This window comes from Arthrobacter sp. SLBN-122, assembly GCF_006715165.1.
In the GTDB taxonomy this organism is placed as follows: Bacteria; Actinomycetota; Actinomycetes; order Actinomycetales; family Micrococcaceae; genus Arthrobacter.
In genome coordinates, this window is record NZ_VFMS01000001.1 from 1,202,942 (window position 1) to 1,224,612 (window position 21,671).

24 protein-coding genes are annotated in these 21,671 nt (G+C 66.4%); 12 read left to right on the forward strand and 12 right to left on the reverse strand.

Annotated features, from left to right (window positions below):
* Window position 1: 1 nt before the first annotated feature.
* Both FBY36_RS05640 and FBY36_RS05645 read left to right on the forward strand, forming a co-directional pair.
* Window positions 2-1,279 carry a DUF6986 family protein gene (locus tag FBY36_RS05640; protein ID WP_142117706.1) on the forward strand — a complete coding sequence of 426 codons (1,278 nt, stop codon included), beginning with the start codon at window positions 2-4 and terminating at the stop codon, window positions 1,277-1,279.
* 16 nt (window positions 1,280-1,295) lie between these two features.
* Entirely contained in the window at window positions 1,296-2,108 is an 813-nt protein-coding gene (locus FBY36_RS05645; RefSeq protein WP_142117707.1) for a bifunctional allantoicase/(S)-ureidoglycine aminohydrolase, read from the forward strand.
* A 76-nt stretch (window positions 2,109-2,184) separates the two neighbouring features.
* Here the strand turns inward: FBY36_RS05645 and FBY36_RS05650 are convergent, their stop codons facing one another.
* Window positions 2,185-3,366 (reverse strand): zinc-dependent alcohol dehydrogenase, encoded by a 1,182-nt coding sequence (locus FBY36_RS05650; protein ID WP_142117708.1) that lies wholly within the window; start codon window positions 3,364-3,366, stop codon window positions 2,185-2,187.
* A 189-nt stretch (window positions 3,367-3,555) separates the two neighbouring features.
* On the opposite strand from FBY36_RS05650, the gene FBY36_RS05655 reads away from it, so the two are divergent.
* A complete protein-coding gene (locus tag FBY36_RS05655; RefSeq protein ID WP_056330075.1) occupies window positions 3,556-3,804 on the forward strand; it encodes a hypothetical protein in 249 nt (82 codons plus the stop codon).
* A gap of 19 nt (window positions 3,805-3,823) precedes the next feature.
* On the opposite strand, the gene FBY36_RS05660 is transcribed toward FBY36_RS05655, so the two are convergent.
* The 3 genes from FBY36_RS05660 to FBY36_RS05670 all read right to left on the reverse strand — a co-directional run bounded on the left by FBY36_RS05660 (window position 3,824) and on the right by FBY36_RS05670 (window position 6,768).
* Entirely contained in the window at window positions 3,824-4,537 is a 714-nt protein-coding gene (locus FBY36_RS05660; RefSeq protein ID WP_142117709.1) for an HAD family hydrolase, read from the reverse strand.
* Window positions 4,537-4,827, reverse strand: coding sequence for a hypothetical protein (locus tag FBY36_RS05665; protein WP_142117710.1), 291 nt, complete (start codon window positions 4,825-4,827; stop codon window positions 4,537-4,539). The genes FBY36_RS05660 and FBY36_RS05665 overlap by 1 nt, the downstream gene beginning before the upstream one ends.
* Window positions 4,828-4,941: 114 nt before the next feature.
* Window positions 4,942-6,768 carry a glycoside hydrolase family 15 protein gene (locus FBY36_RS05670; RefSeq protein WP_268815569.1) on the reverse strand — a complete coding sequence of 609 codons (1,827 nt, stop codon included), beginning with the start codon at window positions 6,766-6,768 and terminating at the stop codon, window positions 4,942-4,944.
* Window positions 6,769-6,812: 44 nt separating this feature from the next.
* Here FBY36_RS05670 and FBY36_RS05675 point away from each other — a divergent pair, with 44 nt between their 5' ends.
* Window positions 6,813-7,547, forward strand: a complete 735-nt coding sequence (locus tag FBY36_RS05675; RefSeq protein ID WP_142117712.1) for a DUF72 domain-containing protein — start codon at window positions 6,813-6,815, stop codon at window positions 7,545-7,547.
* A gap of 32 nt (window positions 7,548-7,579) precedes the next feature.
* The gene (locus FBY36_RS05680; RefSeq protein WP_442858231.1) at window positions 7,580-8,692 is read left to right on the forward strand and encodes an App1 family protein; all 1,113 of its coding nucleotides are present in this window, start codon (window positions 7,580-7,582) and stop codon (window positions 8,690-8,692) included.
* A gap of 18 nt (window positions 8,693-8,710) precedes the next feature.
* Here the strand turns inward: FBY36_RS05680 and FBY36_RS05685 are convergent, their stop codons facing one another.
* The 4 genes from FBY36_RS05685 to FBY36_RS05700 form a co-directional block, all read right to left on the reverse strand.
* On the reverse strand, window positions 8,711-10,273 hold the full coding sequence (locus FBY36_RS05685) for a glycoside hydrolase family 1 protein (RefSeq protein ID WP_142122505.1): 1,563 nt from the start codon (window positions 10,271-10,273) through the stop codon (window positions 8,711-8,713).
* A gap of 93 nt (window positions 10,274-10,366) precedes the next feature.
* A complete protein-coding gene (locus FBY36_RS05690) occupies window positions 10,367-10,744 on the reverse strand; it encodes a hypothetical protein (protein ID WP_142117714.1) in 378 nt (125 codons plus the stop codon).
* A 40-nt stretch (window positions 10,745-10,784) separates the two neighbouring features.
* On the reverse strand, window positions 10,785-11,162 hold the full coding sequence (locus FBY36_RS05695; RefSeq protein WP_142117715.1) for a J domain-containing protein: 378 nt from the start codon (window positions 11,160-11,162) through the stop codon (window positions 10,785-10,787).
* A 66-nt stretch (window positions 11,163-11,228) separates the two neighbouring features.
* The gene (locus FBY36_RS05700) at window positions 11,229-11,654 is read right to left on the reverse strand and encodes an Hsp20/alpha crystallin family protein (RefSeq protein WP_142122506.1); all 426 of its coding nucleotides are present in this window, start codon (window positions 11,652-11,654) and stop codon (window positions 11,229-11,231) included.
* Window positions 11,655-11,795: 141 nt separating this feature from the next.
* Here FBY36_RS05700 and FBY36_RS05705 point away from each other — a divergent pair, with 141 nt between their 5' ends.
* Window positions 11,796-12,113, forward strand: a complete 318-nt coding sequence (locus FBY36_RS05705) for a MerR family transcriptional regulator (RefSeq protein ID WP_142117716.1) — start codon at window positions 11,796-11,798, stop codon at window positions 12,111-12,113.
* 21 nt (window positions 12,114-12,134) lie between these two features.
* Here FBY36_RS05705 and FBY36_RS05710 read toward each other — a convergent pair whose 3' ends face one another.
* The 4 genes from FBY36_RS05710 to FBY36_RS05725 all read right to left on the reverse strand — a co-directional run bounded on the left by FBY36_RS05710 (window position 12,135) and on the right by FBY36_RS05725 (window position 16,509).
* Window positions 12,135-12,932, reverse strand: coding sequence for a phosphatase PAP2 family protein (locus tag FBY36_RS05710; protein ID WP_142117717.1), 798 nt, complete (start codon window positions 12,930-12,932; stop codon window positions 12,135-12,137).
* A gap of 96 nt (window positions 12,933-13,028) precedes the next feature.
* Window positions 13,029-14,930, reverse strand: a complete 1,902-nt coding sequence (locus FBY36_RS05715) for a S8 family serine peptidase (protein ID WP_235008729.1) — start codon at window positions 14,928-14,930, stop codon at window positions 13,029-13,031.
* 61 nt (window positions 14,931-14,991) lie between these two features.
* Window positions 14,992-15,870: an NAD-dependent epimerase/dehydratase family protein gene (locus FBY36_RS05720; RefSeq protein WP_142117718.1), complete on the reverse strand. Its 879-nt coding sequence runs from the start codon at window positions 15,868-15,870 to the stop codon at window positions 14,992-14,994.
* 45 nt (window positions 15,871-15,915) lie between these two features.
* Complete coding sequence (locus tag FBY36_RS05725; RefSeq protein WP_142117719.1) at window positions 15,916-16,509, reverse strand: adenylate kinase; 594 nt, start codon at window positions 16,507-16,509, stop codon at window positions 15,916-15,918.
* Window positions 16,510-16,803: 294 nt separating this feature from the next.
* Here FBY36_RS05725 and FBY36_RS05730 point away from each other — a divergent pair, with 294 nt between their 5' ends.
* From FBY36_RS05730 to FBY36_RS05755, 6 genes are all read left to right on the forward strand, one after another.
* Window positions 16,804-17,547: a GAF and ANTAR domain-containing protein gene (locus tag FBY36_RS05730; RefSeq protein ID WP_142122508.1), complete on the forward strand. Its 744-nt coding sequence runs from the start codon at window positions 16,804-16,806 to the stop codon at window positions 17,545-17,547.
* 76 nt (window positions 17,548-17,623) lie between these two features.
* Window positions 17,624-18,037, forward strand: a complete 414-nt coding sequence (locus FBY36_RS05735) for a response regulator transcription factor (protein WP_142117720.1) — start codon at window positions 17,624-17,626, stop codon at window positions 18,035-18,037.
* 22 nt (window positions 18,038-18,059) lie between these two features.
* Window positions 18,060-19,034 (forward strand): phosphodiester glycosidase family protein, encoded by a 975-nt coding sequence (locus FBY36_RS05740; protein WP_142117721.1) that lies wholly within the window; start codon window positions 18,060-18,062, stop codon window positions 19,032-19,034.
* An 8-nt stretch (window positions 19,035-19,042) separates the two neighbouring features.
* A complete protein-coding gene (locus FBY36_RS05745; RefSeq protein ID WP_142117722.1) occupies window positions 19,043-20,131 on the forward strand; it encodes a bifunctional glycosyltransferase family 2/GtrA family protein in 1,089 nt (362 codons plus the stop codon).
* 76 nt (window positions 20,132-20,207) lie between these two features.
* Window positions 20,208-20,843: a DUF4956 domain-containing protein gene (locus tag FBY36_RS05750; protein ID WP_142117723.1), complete on the forward strand. Its 636-nt coding sequence runs from the start codon at window positions 20,208-20,210 to the stop codon at window positions 20,841-20,843.
* Window positions 20,840-21,628 carry a polyphosphate polymerase domain-containing protein gene (locus tag FBY36_RS05755; protein ID WP_142117724.1) on the forward strand — a complete coding sequence of 263 codons (789 nt, stop codon included), beginning with the start codon at window positions 20,840-20,842 and terminating at the stop codon, window positions 21,626-21,628. Before FBY36_RS05750 ends, FBY36_RS05755 begins: the two co-directional genes overlap by 4 nt.
* Window positions 21,629-21,671: the final 43 nt, after the last annotated feature.

Genomic DNA, 21,671 nt, shown 5'->3' on the forward strand with positions numbered 1-21,671 from the left:
CATGGCAGCATCACCCAAAACGTCACTGACCGCCGGAGACCTGGCGGCCATCGACGGGCAGCTGGCCGCCACGGACCGGCTGCTGGAGCAGAACTACCCGGGCGACGACGGCTCGCGCCAGCCCGTCCACACGGTGTACGTGCCCGCGGACCGGTTCACGGCGTCGTTCGCTGCCGACTGGGGCGCCGAGGCGCTGGCCACGGCCAACGCCCACGGCGGCCTGGAAAAGCTCGGCGCGCTGCTGGACCAGGACGCGGCGCTGGCGGAGGCCGTTGCCCCCCGCGTGGAAGCAAAGCTTGCCGGCGAGCCGATCGAGGACCTGCGCCTGGACTTTGAGGACGGGTTCGGGGACAGGGGCGACGACGCCGAGGATGCCGCCGCGGTTGCTGCGGCTTCCGCTGTGGCCGGCGCAGTCGCGGCGGGCACTGCGCCCCCGTTTATTGGGATCCGGTTCAAGTGCTTTGAAGCTCCTACCCGCGCCCGCGGACTGCGCACCCTGGACCTGTTCGTTTCGGGCCTGGCCGCAGCGGGCGAACTGCCCGAAGGCCTGGTCCTGACCCTGCCCAAGGTGACCACCGTGGCCCAGGTCCAGGCGATGGACTACGCCGTGTCGCGGCTGGAGGAAGTGCACTCGCTCCCGGCGGGAAGGCTCCGCTTCGAGGTGCAGGTGGAAACGCCGCAGCTGATCCTCGGCCCGGAAGGGACATCGCCGGTGGCGCAACTGCCGCACGCCGTCCCGGGCCGGATCAGCGGGCTGCACTACGGCACGTACGACTACTCCGCGTCACTGCAGATCTCAGCCGAATACCAGTCCATGGAGCACCCCGTGGCCGACTTCGCCAAGGAAGTCATGCAGCTGGCCGTGGCCGGAACCGGTATCCGGCTCTCTGACGGGTCCACCAATATCATCCCGGTGGGGGACAACGTGGAGAACGCCTGGCAGCTGCACGGCCGGCTGGTCCGCCGTTCGCTGGAGCGCGGCTTTTACCAAGGCTGGGACCTGCACCCGGCCCAGCTGCCCAGCCGGTTCGCCGCCACCTATGCCTTCTACCGGCAGGGCCTTCCGGCCGCCGCGGCCCGCCTGCGCAACTATGTGGAGCGGACCGAGGGCGGCGTGATGGACGAACCCGCCACGGCCCGCGCCCTGGCCGCCTTCGTCCTGCGCGGCGTCCAGTGCGGCGCAGTAGGTGCCGAAGAAGTCCAGGCGCTTGCCGGCGTCGGAATTCCGCAGCTTACCGGGCTGGCGCACCCGCGGCTCGCCACCACTTCCAACTCCTAACTAAGGATCTCTCTTCATGGGCAAGTACTACTCCCCCACCGGCGGGCTGCCGCCGCAGACGCACCTGACCACCGAGCGGGCCATTGTCACCGAGGCGTACACGGTGATTCCGAAGGGCGTCATGACGGACATCGTCACGTCCAACCTGCCGGGCTTTTCGAACACGCGCTCCTGGATCATCGCCCGCCCCATCTCCGGCTTCGCCACCACCTTCTCGCAGCTGATCGTGGAGATCGGCCCGGGCGGCGGTGCCCCCAAGGCCGAGTTCGAGGCAGGGGTGGAAGGCGTCATTTTCGTGACCCGCGGCAAGGTCAACCTCACCCTCGACGGCGAACTGCACCAGCTGGAGGAAGGCGGCTACGCCTACCTGGCGGCCGGGTCGGAGTGGGGCCTGGAAAACGTTTCGGACGACGAGGTGTCCTTCCACTGGATCCGCAAGGCCTACGAACGGCTCGAGGGCTTCGAGGCCAAGTCCTTCGTCACCAACGAAAAGGACGTGGAGCCCACGTCCATGCCGGACACCAACGACGTCTGGAAGACCACCCGTTTCACGGACTCCAACGACCTGGCCCACGACATGCAGGTGAACATCGTGACCTTCCAGCCGGGCGGCGTCATCCCGTTCCCGGAAACCCATGTGATGGAACACGGCCTGTACGTCCTGGAGGGCAAGGCCATGTACCTGCTGAACAACGACTGGGTTGAGGTGGAGGCCGGCGACTTCATGTGGCTGCGCGCGTTCTGCCCGCAGGCCTGCTACGCCGGCGGCCCCGGCGAATTCCGCTACCTGCTCTACAAGGACATGAACCGCCAGGTGAAACTTACCTAAGCACCACCCGCCCAACTGGGTAGCAGTAGGTGTCGTTATGGAGCCCCAGAACGACACCTACTGCTACTTACATGGCTCAGGCGCCCGGGTTGAGGACCACCTTGATGCAGCCGTCCTGCTTCTTCTGGAACTTCTCGTACAGGGCAGGTGCACCTTCCAGTCCCGAGCGGTGGGTGACCAGGTCCATGACACCCAGCGGGTCGGCGTCGTCCTCTACGAGGGGCAGCAGCGTATCCGTCCAGTTGCGCACGTTGCACTGGCCCATGCGAAGTTGCAGCTGCTTGTCGAACATGGTCAGCAGCGGCAGCGGGCTGGCCGTTCCGCCGTACACACCGCTCAAGGAGACCGTCCCGCCGCGCCGCACGGCGTCGATGGAGGTATGGAGCGCGGCCAGCCGGTCAACGCCGCCGGTCTCCATCGCTTTCTGGGCGAGCTTGTCCGGCAGGAGTCCCAGCGCCTGGTGGGCGAAGCCGGCCAGCGGTGACCCGTGGGCTTCCATTCCGACGGCGTCAACCACCGCGTCCGGTCCCCTTCCGTCGGTCATCTCCCGCAGTTCGTCCGCAATGTCCTTGCTGTAATCAAAGGTCTCCACCCCGTGGCGGGCCGCCATCTCCCGCCGTTCGGGAACGGGATCCACACCCACCACGCGGAATCCCCGCTGCACACCGATCCGGCTGGCGAATTGGCCCACCGGCCCCAGGCCGAAGACCCCGAGCGTTCCGCCGGGCGGCACGTTGGCGTACTCCACCGCCTGCCAGGCGGTGGGCAGGATGTCCGAAAGGAAGAGGTAGCGTTCGTCCGGAAGCTCTGATCCCACCTTGACCGCACCGTAGTCGGCGTGCGGAACCCGCAGGAATTCGGCCTGGCCGCCGGGAACGGACCCGTAGAGCTCGGAGTAGCCAAACAGGGCCGCGCCGGACCCTTTCTCCCGCACCTGGGTGGTCTCACACTGGGACTGCAGGCCCTGCCTGCACATGTAGCAGGAACCGCAGGCGATGTTGAACGGGATCACCACGCGGTCACCCTTGCGGAGGTTGGTGACGCCGCTTCCCACTTCCTCCACAATGCCCATCGGTTCATGGCCGATGACATCGCCCTTGTGCATATACGGCCCCAGGACCTCGTAGAGGTGGAGGTCGGAGCCGCAGATGGCGGTGGAGGTGATCCGGATGATTGCATCGGTCGGTTCCTGGATCACGGGATCGGGTACTTCCTCCACGCTTACCGACCGTTTTCCCTGCCACGTCAGTGCTTTCACAGTCTCCCTTTCGCTCTGTCTTGCCCCCGGGGTCTCTCCGGAGGGCGGCCAGGACGCCCGCAGGCACCCTTTCTTCGACGCTATCGGTTTTACGCGAAAAAAGTAAGCATGCTGATGAAACCTTGTGGCCGCCGTCGACTGCTCCTAGCGTAGGAAGGGCAGGGAAGAAGACCACGCGAAAGGAACGCCATGTCGCTGTACCAGCCGGAACCGGTCGAAATCTCCACCCGCATGCGTCCGGGTGAATGGACGGAGGACAGCTTGGTGGAATTGGTCAACAGCTACCGCACGCGGATTGCAGAAATGGGTGCACCCGCATCAGAGGTGGCCACGGACATCGAGCGGAACGACGACGGTTCGGTGAAGGTGGTGGTGTCATGGGTCAAGCCCGCCATCGCAGGCGACGAGGAATCAGTGCCCGGCGGCCAGCCGCTCTGAATGCCGGACGCCGTGGCTGTCAAGGGTTCGGCTGGAGGGCGAGCAGCCGGCCAATGGCACTGGAGCCCAGGTTTTCCAGCAGGTGGCGCGGCCCGTCATAGACCTCCACTGCGCCGGCCTCGCGCAGCTGGCTTGCCTGGATTCCCCCGCAGGTAACACCGATGGACGGGATTCCCAGCGCCGCTGCCGCCTTCATGTCCCACACCGCGTCGCCGACATAGACGGCATCTGCCGCGTCAACGCCCACCGCAGCCAGGGCCGCTTCCAGGATGTCCGGCGCAGGCTTGCTTTCCTTCGCATCGTTCGCGCTGGTGGCGGCATCGATGAAGGAGTCGGCGTCCAGCACGGAGCGCATCACCTGCAGGTCCCGCTCCCGCGCCGAGGATGCCAGCGCCACCGCCAGGCCGCCGGAATGGCACTGGCCCAACAGTTCCTTGCCCCCGTCAAAGGCGCGGAGCGAGGGCCAGTGTGAGGCATACAGGGCGCCATGGCTGGCCATGATATCCCCATCCTCGTCGCGGTCCCGGTCCGCCGGGAGGAGGTTGTCCACCAGCCGGGCACCACCCATGCCGACGAGCTGGTGGATGGCCGCCATGGACACGTCGTGGCCGTACTGGCGGAACGCGCCCCACCAGGCGATGGTGTGGATATAGGACGAGTCGATCAACGTCCCGTCTACGTCAAAGAGGACCCCCCGGCGCGTGCCGCCAGGGGGTGTCGTGGTATCCGGCATCAGCCCACCGCTGCCCGTCGCACGTCCGGCGCCTTCTTCCGCCGGGCCGCCTCCTCCTTAGGAGAGTTGACGGTGCGGACGCGGTCGCGGATCACGGATCCAGCCCCGTCCAGGCTCTTGTCCCGAATGAGGCCCGTGCCGGCGATTTCCCGGGCCATGGCAACGCCTGCCACAGCAGCCCTCTTGGTGGGGAAGGTCACCGAAATGGCCATCAGGTTCCCGCTTCCGTCCATCATCCTGATCCGGTATCCACCATCGGGGGCGTCAACGAGTTCAAAATATCCGGCCATAACTATCACTCCTCCATCAATCACGGCGCTGTGCTTGGGAGCACTCCATGAGGTGTTAGTAAGTATACTTATCTATCCTGCGAAGGAGAAGTTACAGCCCCGGTCCGCGCCGCCTCAGCGCGAATCCGCCCCTTCCGGCGGAATGGGGGTGTCACTGCGCCGAACCGTATCCTGATGCAGCTCCAGGGCGCTAGTCACAAGGGCAAAATGGCTGAAGGCCTGCGGGGTATTGCCCAGCTGTCGCTTCGCTTTCACTGCCCATTCCTCGCTCAACAGCCCCACGTCGTTGCGCAGGTCCAGCAGCCGCTCAAAGAGTTCGCGGGATTCCTCGGGGCGGCCCGCACCCAACAGCGCCTCCACCAGCCAGAACGAGCAGGCCAGGAACACGCCCTCATCGCCCGGCAGGCCGTCGTCGCTCTGTTCCGGCCGGTACCGCAACACAAAGCCGTCCTGGGTCAGCTCCCGCTGGATTGCCTCGATGGTCCCCACCACCTTGGGATCATCGGGCGGCAGGAAACCCACCCTGGGGATCAGCAGCAGGCTGGCGTCCAGCTCGGGACGGCCGTAGGACTGGACAAACGTGTTCCGGCCGGCGTCGAAGCCGTTGGCCATGATGTCCCGGCGGATCTGGTCCCGCAGCGACTCCCAGCGCTCAACGGGGCCCGGCAGGCCGGACTCGCGCACGCCCTTCACCATCCGGTCGGCGGCGACCCATGCCATGACCTTGGAGTGCGTGAAATGCCGGCGCGGTCCCCGCATTTCCCACAGCCCGTTGTCCGGCTGGTCCCAGATGGTTTCGAGGTGTTCCATCAGCGCAACCTGCACGTCCCACGCCTCATCAGTGTGCTTCAGCAGCGAGTTCCGCGTCAGCGCCAGGCAGTCGAGGACCTCGCCCCATACGTCCAGCTGGAACTGCTCGGCGGCTGCGTTCCCGATCCGCACCGGTACCGAGTTCTCGTACCCCTTCAACCACGTCAATTCCATCTCCGGCAGCCGCCGTTCGCCGTGGATCCCGTACATGATCTGCAGGTCCGCGGGATCACCGGCCACGGCCCGGAGCAGCCAGTCCCGCCAGGCGGCGGCTTCCGCGGTGTAGCCGGCAGCCAACAGCGCCTGCAGGGTCATGGTGGCATCCCGCAGCCAGCAGTAGCGGTAGTCCCAGTTGCGCTGGCCCCCCGGCTGCTCCGGCAGTGACGTTGTGATTGCGGCCACGATGCCCCCGGTGGGGCCATAGGTCAGCGCCTTGAGCGTTATCAGGGAGCGGACCACGGCCTCCTGGTACTTCCCTTTGACAGTGCATTGCGAGGACCAGCCCCGCCAGAACGCAAAGGTGCTGTCAAGGACTGCTTCCGCTTCCACGGATACCGGGCGTCCCACATGGCTGGGCGCCCAGGTCAGCACGAACGGCACTTTCTCGCCCGCGTTGATGGTGAAGTCGCTGACCGTGTGCATGTTCTCGCCATGCAGCGGCGCCGGAGTGACCAGGTAGACGGCATCGGGGCCCGCGATCGCGTGCAGCCCGCGCTTGTCCTTGCGCACCCACGGGATGATGTGCCCGTAGTCGAACCTCATGACCAGCTCGCCGTGCATTTTGACGCTGCCGCTGATCCCTTCCACAATCCGGACGATGTCGGCCACGGAATCGCGCGGCGGCATGAAGTCGGTGACGCGAACGGTTCCGTCCGGCGTCTCCCATTCGGTGTCCAGGATCAGGCTGCCGTCGCGGTAGCTCCGGCGCGTGCACGCACCGCCGCTTTCGGGCGCCAGGAGCCAGCGCCCGGAGTCCGGCGTGTCCAGCAGGGAATTGAAGCAGGCAGGGGAATCGAACCGCGGCAGGCAAAGCCAGTCGATCGAGCCTTCCTTGCTGACCAGTGCTCCGGTTTGAAGGTCGCCAACTACCGCATAATCTTCGATTCGCGCCATGACATTACCCTGCCACAGAGAGCTCCGAAGGGAAGGGGATGCCCAGGTGTAGCCTGAGGCAGATGGCAATCCACATCGGCACCTCCGGCTGGAGCTACGACCACTGGGAGAACGTCCTGTACCCGCCCGGGCTGCCCGTCCGGGACCGGCTCCAGTGCTATGTCGCCGAATTCAGCACGGTGGAACTGAACGCCAGCTTTTACCGGTGGCCCAGGGACACCACCTTCGCCGGCTGGAACAGGCGGCTGCCGCCGGGGTTCAGCATGTCAGTGAAAGCTCCGCGGGGACTCACCCATGCGCGCAAGCTGTATTCACCGGAAGTCTGGGTGGAGCGCATCGCCCGCTGCTGGCACGAACTCGGGGACAAGCGTGCAGTGCTCCTGGTCCAGCTGCCGCCGCAACTGGAGCGGGACGACGCCCGGCTGGACTACTTCCTCGCTGCCGTTCCCCCGTGGATCCGGGTAGCTGTGGAGTTCAGGCATCCCACCTGGGACTGCCCTGAGGTGTTTGCCCTCCTGGAGCGGCACCAGGCCGCCTACTGCATCATGAGCGGCGCCAACCTGCCCTGCATCCTGCGGACCACCGCCCCCTTCGCGTATGTCCGGCTGCACGGACCCGACCAGGAGCACCTGTACGGGGGCTCCTACGCCGACGCCGACCTCCACTGGTGGGCCGACCGGATCCGTGAGTGGGACGCCACGGGCATCGACGTCTACGCGTACTTCAACAACGACGGCGGCGGGAACGCCGTGCGGAACACCCGGACCCTGCGCGCGATCCTTGGCAACAACGGCTGATGCCTGACGCTGCCCTGTGGCAGAGTGGTGGCATGGACACGGCCCCGCAGAACCCAGCCCAGGACACGGCACGCCCAGCCGCGCGGAACACGAAGGGCTACGCCGCCCTTTCCGGAAGCCAGTTCTTCCGGCTGGCACACCGATTGTCGGACGCAGTCAACGACGTCCGGATCCAGCTCGCCAAGCGTTGGAACTTCGTGCCGCAGACCATCGCCTACCAGGGCTACGGCTCCACTACCCGGGTGCGCGTACTGGGCAGGGTACTGCTGACTCAGAAGCCACTGCCCGGAAGCAAAGCCGAGCACGCGGCCAGGAACGGCAACCAGAACGTCCGCGGCTGGCGGGCATTCACGGGCGTGCCGTTGCAGTTTTCCGACGTCGAAATCACCATCGGCGATGTGGTCACCCACGTCACGGCGGACCGGGGCGGACTGATCGACACCGAGGTTGACGTGCAGCTGTCCCCCGGCTGGCACACCGCGGTGCTTCGGGCTGAGGGGACCGATCCGGCGGAAGCGCTGATCCAGGTGATCGCCCCGGGCGTGGAGTTCGGCATCGTCTCCGACATCGACGATACCGTCATGGTCACAGCCCTCCCCCGGCCCTTCCTGGCCTTGTGGAACACCTTTGTGCTCAGCGAACGGGCGCGCATGGCCACGCCGGGAATGGCCGTGCTGCTGGACCGGCTGACCATCGAACACCCGGAAGCCCCGGTCATCTACCTGTCCACCGGCCCCTGGAATGCCGCCCCCACCCTGGCACGGTTCCTGACCCGCAACATGTACCCCAAGGGCGCGCTGCTGCTGACCGACTGGGGACTGACGCAGGACCGCTGGTTCCGCAGCGGCCAGGACCACAAGCACCGCAACCTGGAGCGGCTTGCCCAGGAATTCCCGGATATGCGGTGGCTCCTGATCGGTGACAACGGGCAGCATGACGAGGCCATCTACTCGGCCTTTGCCACCGAAAACCCGGACAAGGTTGCTGCCATCGCCATCCGCCAGCTGTCCGTCAGCGAGTCCGTGTTCGCCGGCGGCCACTCCGAGGACGGTGACCACACCACCTCCAGGGTGCCGTGGATCTACTCCCCCGACGGCGCCGGCATCGCAAAGCAGCTCGCCATGCTGGACCTGCTCCGGGGCTGACCCAGCCGCCCTCGGTTGCTAGGCGCTGGCACCCAGTGCCGCGCCGCCGTCGGGCGCTTCAGTGGGCTCTGCGCCTTCATCGGCCAGGACATCCGGGACCACCGCCTGGGCGATGGCAAGGTCAGCTGCTGCAGCCAGGTCGCGTTCCTCGATAAGTTCCTGGAACCAGAAATAGGAGGCCTTGGGCGTGCGCTCCAGCGTCTCGAAGTCCACGTGCAGGAGCCCGAACGGCTGGTTGTAGCCGGCGGACCATTCAAAGTTGTCCAGGAAGGACCACACGTAATAACCGCGCAGGTCCATGGACTCCGCCACGCCCCCGGGCGCCGTGGCCCGCAGCGCGGTTTCCAGATGGTCGGAGAGGTACTTCAGCCGGCGCTCGTCCGGGATGAAGCGGGTGTTGGTGGACTTGTCGCGGACGATGATGTCCTCGAAGCTCGCTCCGCCCTCGGTGATGATTACGGGAGGGAGGTTGGGGTACCGCTCCGCCATCTCCTTCAGCGCCACCGCCATGTACTCCGGCTTGACCGGCCAGCCGTAGGACGTGATGTCGGCTTCCGGCCAGGCTTCCACGTGGAACGGTGTTGTCCCGCTGCCGGTTGCGTTGAGGTCGCTGCCCATGGCCTCCGCCATGCTTGTCGGCACCGTACCGCCGCCGGGGCCAGCTGCAACCTTGGTGGGCATGTAGTAGTTGAGCCCGTAGAAATCCAGGGGCTGGGAGATGACCGCCATGTCCTCTTCAGGGTGCTCGAAGGAGCTGAAGAACTTGGCCGCGCGGATGAGGTCCGGGTACTTGCCCGTCAGGACGGGATCGGCGTAGAGCCGGTTCTGGCCCAGGTCCATGAGCCCGGCACTGATCCTGTCCAACGGGTTGATCGAGTTCGGCACCATGGGCGAGTACACGTTGGTCATGCCGATCTCGCCCGGCACTTTTGCCGCGCGCAGGGCCTGGACGGCGAGCCCATGCCCCAGCAGCTGGTGGTGGACGGTGGGGAAGGCGCCGAGGGCCAGCTCCTTCCCGGGTGAGTGCAGGCCGAATGCGTAGCCATTGGCGCTGACGGTGGCCGGCTCGTTAATGGTCACCCAGCGTGCCACCCTGTCACCGAAAGCCTCCGCCACGAGCGCGGCATAGTCCCCCAGGCGGTAGGCCGTATCCCTGTTCATCCAGCCGCCCGCTTCATCCAGCTCCAGGGGCGTGTCCCAGTGGTAGATGGTGGCCATGGGCGAGATGCCGTTGGCCAGGAGCTGATCCAGGAGCCGGTCGTAGAACGCCAGGCCTGCGCTGTTGGCCGGGCCGGTGCCGCCCGGCTGGATCCGCGGCCAGGCGAAGGAGAACCGGTACGAGTCAACGCCAAGCTGCTTCAGGAGCGCCACGTCCTGGGGCATCCGGTGGTAGTGGTCCGTGGCCACCACGGGACTGTGGTCCTCCACGATGGCACCGGGTTTGGCGGCGAACCTGTCCCAGCCCGCGGGCCCGCGGCCGTCCTCGTCCAGCGCCCCTTCGATCTGGAATGCTGCGGTTGCGACGCCAAGCGTGAACCCCGGAGGGATGAGCGCTGCGAGGTCCTTGGCGGAGATATGCATTGGGTCCAGCCTTTTGGTCACGGTGGTTAGGGTACGTCTCAGGATGGCACAGCGGAGGACTGCCGGGCAGCAACCCGCTAGCCGGGACGGGGGTCACTGCGATCCAAAGAGGAACTCCTTGGCGTGCGCCACTGCCTTGCGGAAGGCATCATTGCGCAGGGTCACCAGGTGTTCCGTATCGCCGTCGGACGGCTCCAGGTAGCCGGTGAATCCGGGCCGCAGGACCCAGATGTCCCCGGCTGGCGGGAGGTAGAACACACCGAAGGAGCGCTGCTGCGTCTCGTCGGCGGTCCAGACCGGGACCACCGCCAGCGCAGCACCCGTGGCGGGGTTGATCCACTGCGCCCGCGGCAGTGGCTGTTCATGCGCTTCCGGGTCCAGGAAGGGCGCCGTTCCCTCGCCCCACCGCTGCTCAAAGCGCTCAAAAAATGCAGGAATAAGGTGTGAATCGTAGCGCCGCCAGTCGCTCATGCAGTCTTCCGCCTCCTTGGCTGAATGGCCCTGCCCCTGTTCAGGACCAGGGCCCGCTTTCCCACCGCACCGGGGTGACGCGGATGGCTGGTCCGGACGGGCCGCCACTCCTGCGGACTTTCCGGACCGGAATAATGGTGGGCGCCGCTGCCGCCAGCGTCCTGTCATAGTCGGCGCGGCGCACCGGGTCACGCAGCACGTTGAATGCCTGCATGATCCGGAGAAGTTCGTCCCCCTGCCCGGAGTGGCCCGTCGTCCCAGGCGTGTCCCCTATCGTTTCCGTGACCCCGTACGCGCGCCCGCCGTCCAGGTCCGGATGGTGGCTGCGCATGAGAGCCCGGTACGCGCGGGAGATTTCCTGCCGGCCGGCATCCCTGCCTACGCCCAGGATGGCGTAGTAGTCGGGAACTTCAGTCATCCCTGCCTCCTGTTTCGCCCGGCGCCCCTGTCGAAGGGCAGGGGCGCCCGGCACGAAAGCATGGTCCTAGCTCTTGATCTGGTGCTTTTCGCCCTCTTGCGTCTGGATCTCGATCCTGCGCGGCTTGGCCTGTTCGGCAACCGGAATCCGCAGGGTCAGGACGCCCTGGTCGTAGCTGGCCTTGATCTTTTCGCTGTCCAGGGTGTCACCGAGGATCAGCTGGCGGCTGAACACGCCACGGGGACGCTCAGAAGCCACCAGCTCCACGTTGGGCTGCGTGGGGTCCTGGCGCTCGGCCCGCACTGTCAGGACATTGCGTTCAACGTTCAGGTCAAGGGAGTCCACCTTCACAGCGGGAAGGTCGAACGCCACAACGAATTCCCCGTCTTCCTGCCAGGCGTCCATGGGCATGGCGGCCGGGCGGGCGGCGGTGCCAAAGACCTGCTGCGTGAGCCGGTCCAGCTCACGGAACGGGTCCGTGCGCATCAACATCATTTCCCACTCCTTAGCTTCCAGGTGTTGGATCTGTGGCTACCCACCACCTGCTTAATCTATGGTGGTGAATATAGATTTTTTATAGCACCCGTGCGAAACTGAAGCAAGATTCCGGCGGCGCGATTTTTGGGAGAGACAATGGCAGATCCTGTTGCGGGACGGGCCGGCCGCTCCCCCGGCCCGCGGGCCCTGTACGCCATCTCGGTGGCAGCGGAGCTGACGGGAACCGGGCAGCAGAACATCAGGCTTTACGAAACCAAGGGGCTGCTGACGCCGGCACGGACAGCGGGCGGCACCCGGCAGTACAGCGATGACGATATTGCCGTGCTGTTGCGGATCGGCGAGCTCCTGCAGGAGGGGCTGAACCTGGCAGGCGTTGCCAAGGTCCTGGAGCTGGAGGCGGCCAACGTGAAGCTGCACAGGGCGCTCCAGCGGGCCAGGTCGCGGCCACAGTGAAGGCAGTATCCCTGCAGGAGTTTACTCGTGCGGCGACTCGGCCCTTGACAGCTCCCCGGTGACCGGCTCCCCCGGAATCCTGGCGGTCCGCCAAGTGTCCAGCGCGATGACGCCGCCGAGGATCAGCAGCGACAGCGAGAACGACGCAAACGCATCCGTGGTCCAGTGATAGCCGAGGTACAGCCGGCTGACCACAGCGAGGACGATTCCGATTCCGGCTCCGACGAATCCAAACACTGCTGCCCGCGGGTTCCGGCGCCTGGAGAAGATGAGGTAGGTCCCCACCAGCAGGAAGTCGCAGGCTCCCAGGACGTGCCCGGACGGGAACGAGAACGTCTGGTCCGCACCAAACAGCATCTGGTCCACCGGCGGCCGGGAGCGCTGGACGATGTGGAGGATGATCTGCGAAATGATCACGCCGGTCAGCATGGCGGATGCAAGCAGGATGGGGCGCCAGGCGTGCTTCGCCGCGAATCCCCAGACAAGGATCACCACCAGCACGATGATGGGCAGTGCAATGGGGCCGAAGAACACCGCCAGGAAGATCATGATGGCAGTAACGGCGCCTGAACGCGTGGTGAGGAGCCAGTCATGCACGGGGACATCGGCGGCGGAAAGGCCGTCGGCCTGCACCACGCTGATCAGCGTGGCGATGAAGAGTGCCACCCCCACGACGGCCAGGATGATGGACGTCCGGTAAAGAGCGCGCCGGTCGGCAGGGTCCAGGTAGCGTTCCTCCACCACGAACTTCTCGTGGAAGACATGCCACCTGCCCGCCCTTCGGTCAGAGACTGCGGAACCTGCTGATTTCTGCGCCAATGTGCTGCCCGTCCCTATGCCGCGGAAGTTGCGTGCCGTGATGAATGCCTAGGGTGAAGATTATCCCGGGGTTGGGCCGTTCACTCCATCACGCGGTCAAAACGAGCCGGTGGTGAACTGCCAGCTCCGGCCCGCGAGCGGGTTTCCGGCCAGGTCCCGGATACCGGCAGTCCCCCCGGCAAGGGTCACGGTGTACCGGGTCTTGGCGGCCAGGGGCTCCTGCGGGTCCAGGATCCACTGGTTGGTGGTGCCGTTGCGGTAGGCCGATGCCGCCACCACGGCGCCGGTTGCGGAATTTTTCAGGGTGAACGTGGTGGTGCCCACGCCCTGGACTGCCTCGCTGAAGGTGGCGCTGATGTTGCTGCTCCTGCGGACCAGGAGGGCGTTGCTGCCCGGCGAGTAGCTGGTGACGGTGGGCGCCGGGCCGGTGGTGAACGTCCAGCTGGTGGACGCCAGCGGGGTGCCTGCGGCATCACGGACGGCCGAGGTTCCGCCGGTCAGGGTGGCCGTGTAGCTTGCGTCCGGAGCAAGGTTTGCTGCCGGATCAAGGGTGGCAGTCGTGGTGGTGGCGTTGTAGGTGACAGTGGCCGCGATGCTGCTGCCGGCCGCATTCCTGAGCACGAAGGTCCCGGCGGACACACCCTGCACGGCAGTGCTGAAGGTGGCTGCTACGTTCGCACCGGAGGCGGCTGCCGTGGCCTTGGGTGCCGGCGAAACGGACGTGACAGTGGGCGCAGGGGCAGGAGCAGTCACTGGAGCAGGAGCCGCTGCAGCGGTGTACAGCAGGCGGTTCGGGGTCCCCGCGGAAGCCCCGGCGATCACTCCGGGAGTGGCATTGGACACCAGGGCTGCAGCAACGTCAGCCGGAGTCAGGGCGGGGTTCTGCGACAGCATGACGGCGGCTGCTCCGGCGGTGTGCGGTGCGGCCATGGAGGTCCCGGACATGGATGCCGTGGCGGTGGTGGACGTGTAGTAGGCGGAGGTGATGCCCACGCCGGGAGCATAGAGGTCCACGCAGGACCCGAAGTTGGAGAAGGAAGCCTGCCGGTCGGCCGAGTCGCTGGCTGCCACGGTGATGGCCCCCGGGACGCGGGCAGGTGACGCGGTGCAGGCGTCCACGGCGGAGTTTCCGGCGGCAACCACGGTGGTGACGCCGTCGTTGAGGACTGCTTGGATGGCGGCGTCCACCGTGCTGCTGGCTGCCCCGCCCAGGCTGAGGTTGGCCACGGCGGGCGTGCCGGCGGCATGGTTCGCGGCGATCCAGTCCAGGCCTGCCACCACATCCGAGTTGTAGCCGGAGCCGGCGCAATCGAGCACCCGGACCGGTACCAGGGTGGCGCCCTTGGCCACGCCGTACGTGGTGCCGGCCACGGTTCCGGCCACGTGGGTTCCGTGGCCGTTGCAGTCAGTGGTCCCGTTGCCATCCGCCACGGCGGTCCAGCCTGCCGTCACCCGGCCCCCGAAGTCGGTGTGCGATGCCAGGATGCCGGTATCCACCACGTAGGCCCTCACACCGGCGCCGGCCGCTGCCCAGGAGTAGGAACCGGAGAGTGGAAGGGCACGTTGGTCCGTGCGGTCCAGGCCCCAGGGGGCGGGCTGCTCGGTCCCGGAAAGTTTGATGGGGGCGTCGGCCTCCACGGACAAGACCTTTCCGGATTTGGCCAGTGCGGCCGCCTGGGTGGGGGTGGCGGTGATGACAGCGCCGCGGATGGCGTGCTCGAAGGTGCGGCCGACGGCAAGGCCCTGGCCGCGCAGTCCGGCAACCTCTGCTGCGACGTCGGTGGTGGCGGCGTACTGGACGATGTAACGGCCGGCACCGGCAACGGGAGCGGGAGCGGGAGCGGGGGCAGCAGCCGCCGGTAGGGACGCCATGGAAAGGGCGACGGCGGAGAGCAGCGCCGTGAGGACAGGCAGCGCGAGGAAACGGGTACGAATTTTGGGGTCCTTCAGACGGCGGGAAAGGGGTGGCTGTACCAAAAGGATAGGAGCCGGAAGCACACGGCTTCCGGCTCCTTGGATGATCCTTCGCCAACCCTTGGCGGTTCCTGCGGACCGGTATCTATTCCTGGTTTTCTCCGGCGCTGGCGGCGGCCCCCACGTGGTTCCGCCAGCTGTGCTCGGGCTCGAAACCGAGCAGGCGCCGCGCCTTGTCGATGGAGAGTATCGTTTCGTGCTCACCCAGTTCCTTGGTCACCTTGACACCGGGGAAGACCTCGGCGGCCAGGCCGGCGCTTGACCGGCTCATGACCGTGTCCGCATTGGCGATGATGAAGGCTTCGAATCCCGGCTTGGCGTTCTCCAGTGCCCGCACTACTGCCTGCGCGCCATCCCGGCCGTCGATGTAGCCCCACAGGTTCCATTTCCGCAGGGTGGCGTCGGCATCGAAGGAGGGGAATCTGGCGTAGTCCGCCTCGTCCATGACGTTGGAGAACCGCAGGCCCGTGATGCTCAGCTCCGGATCCCACCGCGTCATTTCCACGGCCATCTGCTCCTCGAGGCGCTTCACCAGCGAGTAGGTGCTTTCCGGCCGCGGCGGGTATTCCTCATCCACCGGGATGTAGGGCGGGTCGATGTCGAACGGCAGGCCCAGCACGGTCTCGCTGGAGGCGTACACCACCTTCTTGATGCCGGCGCGCCGTGCGGCCTGGAAGACGTTGTAGGTGGAGAGCATGTTGTTCTCGAAGGTGGCTGCGTCCGGAAGGATGCCCGGGGCGGGAATGGCACCCAGGTGCACCACGGCGTCGAACCCGTCATGCCGGTCATCCACGCCCAGCAACGCGTCCACTACCTGGCCGTAGTTGCGCAGGTCCACCACCAGCAGCTCCGGACTCCGGGCACCCGCCCGGTCCAGGGTGAGGACCTGGTGGCCGTCATCGGCCAGCCGGCGCACCACATGCCGTCCCAGTTTTCCGCTTCCGCCTGTAACGGCAATTCTCATCACTGTTTCCTTTTGCTCGAGTGCGTTCACCGTGCGGTGTTTCGGTCAGGACGGGGGCCGCGGGGCTGCAAGGAACTGTTCGACGGCGGCGATCGCGAGGGCGGTAATCCCGCCCGGGTCCCCGCTGCCGTTGACGGACACAAGAATGCCCCTGCCCGCGTACACCGAGACTACTTCATGCGTCTGCCGGTGGTAGAGGTCCAGCCTGCGCCTGAAGACGTCAATGGTGTCATCCGTGCGCCCCTGCTCCAGGGCCCGGCGTTGCATGCGCTGCTCCAGTTCCGCGTCCGGTGCCTGGAGTTCGATCACGGCATCCAGCACATGCCCCTGGGCCGCAAGCATGCGGTCGAGTTCCGTTGCCTGGTGCGCTGTCCGCGGATAGCCGTCCAGCAGGAACCCTTGCACCGCGTCGCTCTCCAGGAGGCGGTCCCTGACCAGCGCGTTGGTGAGATGGTCCGGGACGAAATGGCCGTCGTCCAGGTACTTGGCGGCCTGGTTCCCCAGTTCGGTCTGCCGGGTGACGTTGCTGCGGAAAATGTCCCCCGTGGAAACGGCCGGGACCCGGAAATGCCGCGCCAGGTGTTCGGCCTGCGTTCCCTTGCCGGACCCGGGCGGGCCGATGATGAGCAGCCTGGTCATGTTCCTGTCCCTCCGCCGCCGGGCAGCCGTTGGTCCCAGGGCCAGCCCGCAGCAGTACCGGCGCCTGCTTCATTGTGCCGGTACTGCCTGGCCCCGCGCCAGCCTTCATCCCGTTCCAGGGCGGCGAATATGACGCTGTGGGCGTCCCGGGAATGTATATACTTCTGGTTATCGGTTTAGCAGCAGGCCGTTGGAAAGTTCGTCGATCCAGCGACCATCACCGGCCCCCACCCAGTTGCGGGGGTTCGCGTGTTGCCGGCTCGTTTTGACCTGAACGAATGGCACCAGAAAACCGTGGCCAGCGAGTCAACAGCAAAAACTGATACATCGATTACCGAGCATCTGCATGAACTAGTCCTCAACAGCTCCGACGTTGAGGACTTCCTTAATGAACTGGCACAAGTCTCCGCACGCAATCTCTCCGAGCCCGGCGACGAAATGCTGTGCGCCATCGCCCTTCTCCGGCAGCGCAAAGCCGCCACGGTGGCCAGCAGCAGCCAGGAGGCGAAGTCGATCGGACGGCTTGAGCACAGCTTCAGCGACACCCCGGGCCTGACGGCTTCCACCGTCCAGGAGATTGTCCATGCCCCGGACCTCACCGCCGACGGCCGCTGGCCGGACTACTCCACGGCCGCCATTGCCCAAGGGGTCCGCTCCGTGGCAGCGGTTCCGTTCCGGCTTGAAGGGGAAACCAAGGCGTCCCTGCTGCTGTACTCCCGCCGCGCACACCGGTTCGAAGGCCGGGTGCTGAAGTTCGCCGAGGATTTCGTCAGCCAGACATCGCTGGCGCTCCGCCTCGCGGTGCGGTTTGCCCATTACAGCGAGACGGCCGCGAACCTCCGGGCCACCCTTGAGTCCCGCACGGTTATCGACATGGCTGTGGGCATCATCATGGCCCAGAACCGGTGCAGCCAGCAGGACGCTTTCGACATCCTGAAGACCGCTTCCAGCACCCGCAACACCAAGCTGCATGACGTGGCAGCCGCAGTGGTCAACGCCTTGGGACAGGGACCGGCACGGACGCATTACGACGGTTAGCTTTACAACTGGTGCGGCCGTCCGCAGGCGGCTTTTCCGCCGGTAGACTGGTCCCAACTTTTCGCCGGGGGGCTTGATGGAACAGCAGCGTGTTTGCCTTGTCGTGGAAGATGACGACGATATCAGCGGACTGATCGAAGTGGTCCTGTCACAGGCGGGCTTTGAGGTCAGGACCGTGGGCACGGGGGCTGGGGCCATCGCCGCCGCGGCCGATCCCGCCATTGCCCTGGTGACCCTGGACCTTGGCCTGCCGGACATGGACGGGCACGTGGTGGCCCGCGCCATCCGGGAGGTCAGCAGCGCGCCCCTGCTGTTCCTGACGGCCCGTTCGGAGGGTGACGACGTTCTGGCGGGCATGGCATCGGGGGCTGCCGGCTACCTCACCAAGCCTTTCCGGCCGCGGGAGCTCAGGGAGCTCGCAGGACAGCTCGCAGCGTCAACGCCACCGGTTTCACAGGAGCCGCACATAACGGGCAAATCCTGCTGCTAAGTTCGCCTCCTAGAAATGAGGCATGACACCTCAGCAGCGATCAGCACGAAAACCCGGACGCGTCCGCCGGGCCGTCACGGCAGGAGCGGTAGCCTTCACACTGTCCGCCGGAGGGGCAGCCGCCTGGGCAGTTGACCGGTACGTTGTCCCGCACGTCGAGATCTCCGACGTCTCCGCCTACCAGGCCGGCCAGGCAGGCACGGCGGCGGACACCTCCGCCGCCTCCAGCGGCACCGGCGGCGCGGTCACCACCGACAGCACCCACGTCTCCGATTCTTCCAACATCTCGATCTCCAAGGTGACCACCGGCAGCGGTGACACCACGGTCACCTACTACGTTGCCGACGTCGTCCTGTCCGACGCCACGGCGTTGCAGTCCGCGTTCGCCAACAACAGCTTCGGCGAAAACATCACCGAAAACACGTCCGCCATCGCAGCGGACAACAATGCCGTGTTCGCCATCAACGGCGATTACTACGGCTTCCGCGATACCGGGATCGTCATCCGCAACGGCGTGGTGTTCCGGGATGCCGGGGCGCGCCAGGGGCTGGCTTTCTACCGGGACGGGACCGTGAAGGTCTACGACGAGACCACCACCACCGCCGCGCAGCTGGTGGCCGACGGCGTGTGGAACACCCTCTCCTTCGGCCCGTCCCTGCTGGACAACGGCCAGGTGGCGGCAGGGATCGAGGACGTGGAGGTGGACACAAACTTCGGCAACCACTCCATCCAGGGCGAACAGCCCCGCACCGCCGTGGGCGTCATCGACCAGAACCACCTGGTGTTCGTGGTGGTGGACGGGCGGAGCCCCGGCTACAGCGCGGGCGTGACCATGACCGGCCTGGCCGGGATCATGCAGGGCCTGGGCGCCACCACCGCTTACAACATCGACGGCGGCGGCTCCTCCACCATGTACTTCAACGGGTCCCTGGTGAACAATCCGCTGGGCCAGGACAAGGAACGCGGCACCTCCGACATCCTCTACATCGGGCAGTAGGAACAGCCATGGTCATCCTGATCCCGGCCTTCGAGCCGGACCGGCAGCTTCCCGCCCTGGTCCGTTCCATCCGCAGCACCAGGCCGGAGGTGCCAATCGTGGTGGTGGATGACGGCAGCGGGCCCGCCTTCCGGGACGTGTTCGACGACGTCAGGGCACTTGGGTGCCACGTCATCGGCTACGCCCGCAACCGGGGAAAGGGCTTTGCCCTCAGGGCGGGATTCGGCTTCATTGTGGACAACCTGCCCGGCCGGGACGTGGTGTGCGCGGACAGTGACGGGCAGCACACCGTGGCGGACATCCTGCGGGTGGCGGATTGGCTGCTGGCCAACCGGGACCTGGAATGGGGACACTCCACCATGGTGCTGGGCGCCAGGAGCTTCACCGGGAACGTCCCGGCCAGGAGCCGCCTGGGCAACACCGCCACCGGTCTGCTCTTTGCCCTGGCCACCGGCGAGCGCATTCCGGATACCCAGACGGGGCTCCGGGGCTACCCTGCCGCTATGCTTCCCTGGCTCCGCTCAGTCCAGGGAGACCGCTACGAGTACGAGTTGAACCTGTTGCTCGAGGCACAGAACAACGGCTATTCCATCGAATCCATCACCATCGCCACGGTCTACCTGGACCACAACTCCGGCTCGCATTTCCGGCCGTTCGCGGACTCGGCCAGGATCTATGCGCCGCTCCTGAAGTTCCTCGCCTCCTCCTTCACAGCCTTTCTGGTGGACACCGTGGTGTTTGTCCTGCTCACCGTGGCCATCGATTCCCTGCTGCTGGCGGTGGTCGGCGCCAGGGCCGTGAGCTCCGCGGTGAACTTCCTGGTCAACCGGCGGCTGGTGTTTGAGCGCGGCAGGGACAGTTCGGCCGGTAAGGCGGGCGTCCGCTACTTCAGCCTGGTGGCCGTGCTGCTGGCCGCCAACTTCGGGCTTGTCTGGGCCCTTGAAGCCGCCAGGGTGCCGGCCCTTCCGGCGAAAGTCCTGGCCGAGGCCGCGCTCCTTGCCGTCAGCTTCGCCGTGCAGCAGCGCTTCCTTTTTACCGGCCGGACCGCCACGGGAGCGACCGGCAGTTCCCGGTCCCGGACTCATATTTCCGCCTAGGGCCCGGCACAGCCCCGGCACAGTTTGGCCGGGCAATGTCAATACCAGCCCACCGTTACCACCCGGAGAACTTCACATGAACCAGCTTCTTTTCATCACCGCGGACCTCGCGGCCATCAGCATCCTCACCTTTGCCCTGTACCTGCGCAGGCACCGCCGCCGTGACCTGGTGGTGTCCTACCTGGGCATGAACGTGGGCGTCCTGGCCGTGGCCACGGCCCTTTCCGGTTCCGCAGCAGGCCTTGGCCTTGGACTGGGGCTCTTTGGGGTCCTGTCCATCATCCGGCTGCGCTCCACCGAACTGGCCCAGCACGAGGTTGCCTACTACTTCTCCGCCCTGGCCCTGGGCCTCATCGCCGGACTGGGAATCGAACCGCTGTGGCTGACCGGATCCCTGATGGGGCTGATCCTGCTGGTGATGTTCATCGGCGACCATCCGCGGGTACTGCCGGCCTACCGGCACCAGACAGTCATCCTGGACCGCGCCATTTCCGAAGACGGCGAACTCCGCGCCCGGCTGGAAGAGGTCCTCCACGGGAAGGTCCACTCGGCCACCATCTCCGAGCTGGACCTGGTGAACGACAAGACCATCGTGGACGTCCGGTTCGCCTACGCCCCGGCCGCAGTCCCTGCCATGCCCCGCCGTGCCTATGCCGGCCCCTCCCCTGCCCAGGCACCCGTCCAGGAAGCCGTCCAGGCAGGTGCCGCATGAGCACGCTGGTGGACACCGCCGTCGGCCACCTCGATTTCCTGCCGTCCGTCAGCCTTGAGGAACTCAACGCCCAGGCGGCCCTGCAGACGCGGGTGGACCGGAAGTATGTGGTTCCGCTTGAGGTGGCCGGCCGGCTGCTTGCGACCGTCCGCACCGGAATGCGCGTCCTGGACATGGCCGGCACCCGCAGCTTCGCCTACGACTCCGTCTACTTCGATACCGCCGCGCTTGACAGTTACCTGCTGGCTGCACACGGCCGGCGCCGCCGCTACAAGGTCCGCACCAGGACCTATGTGGACAGCGCTTTGAGCTTCCTTGAGGTGAAAACCGAGGGATCGCGTGAGGCAACGGTCAAGGAACGCATCCCGTACAGCCTTGGCGACCGGACCCGCCTGACCCCCGAGGGCCTGGCCTACATCCGGGAAACCCTCAGCGCATCCGGGATTGAAGTACCCGCACTGCCCCTGGAACCCGTGCTGGTAACCCGCTACGACCGAACCACGCTGTACCTGCCGGAATCGGGCAGCCGCGCCACCATCGACACCGACGTGATCTGGCAGCGTCCGGAGCACCAGCCCTGGGTCCTGCACGGCGCCGTCATCCTGGAAACGAAGTCGGGCTCCACGGCCGGGCCCCTGGACCGGCACCTCTGGGCCGCCGGCGTCAGGCCCTCCCGGATCTCGAAATTTGCCACCGGGATGGCGGCGCTGCGTCCCGGGCTTCCCGCCAACCGCTGGAACCGGACCCTGCGCCACCTGGCGCTGCGCCCCGTTCCGCCCGCCTGACCAACCCACACCGACTGCCTCCTGCCTTCCCCCACACGTCAAA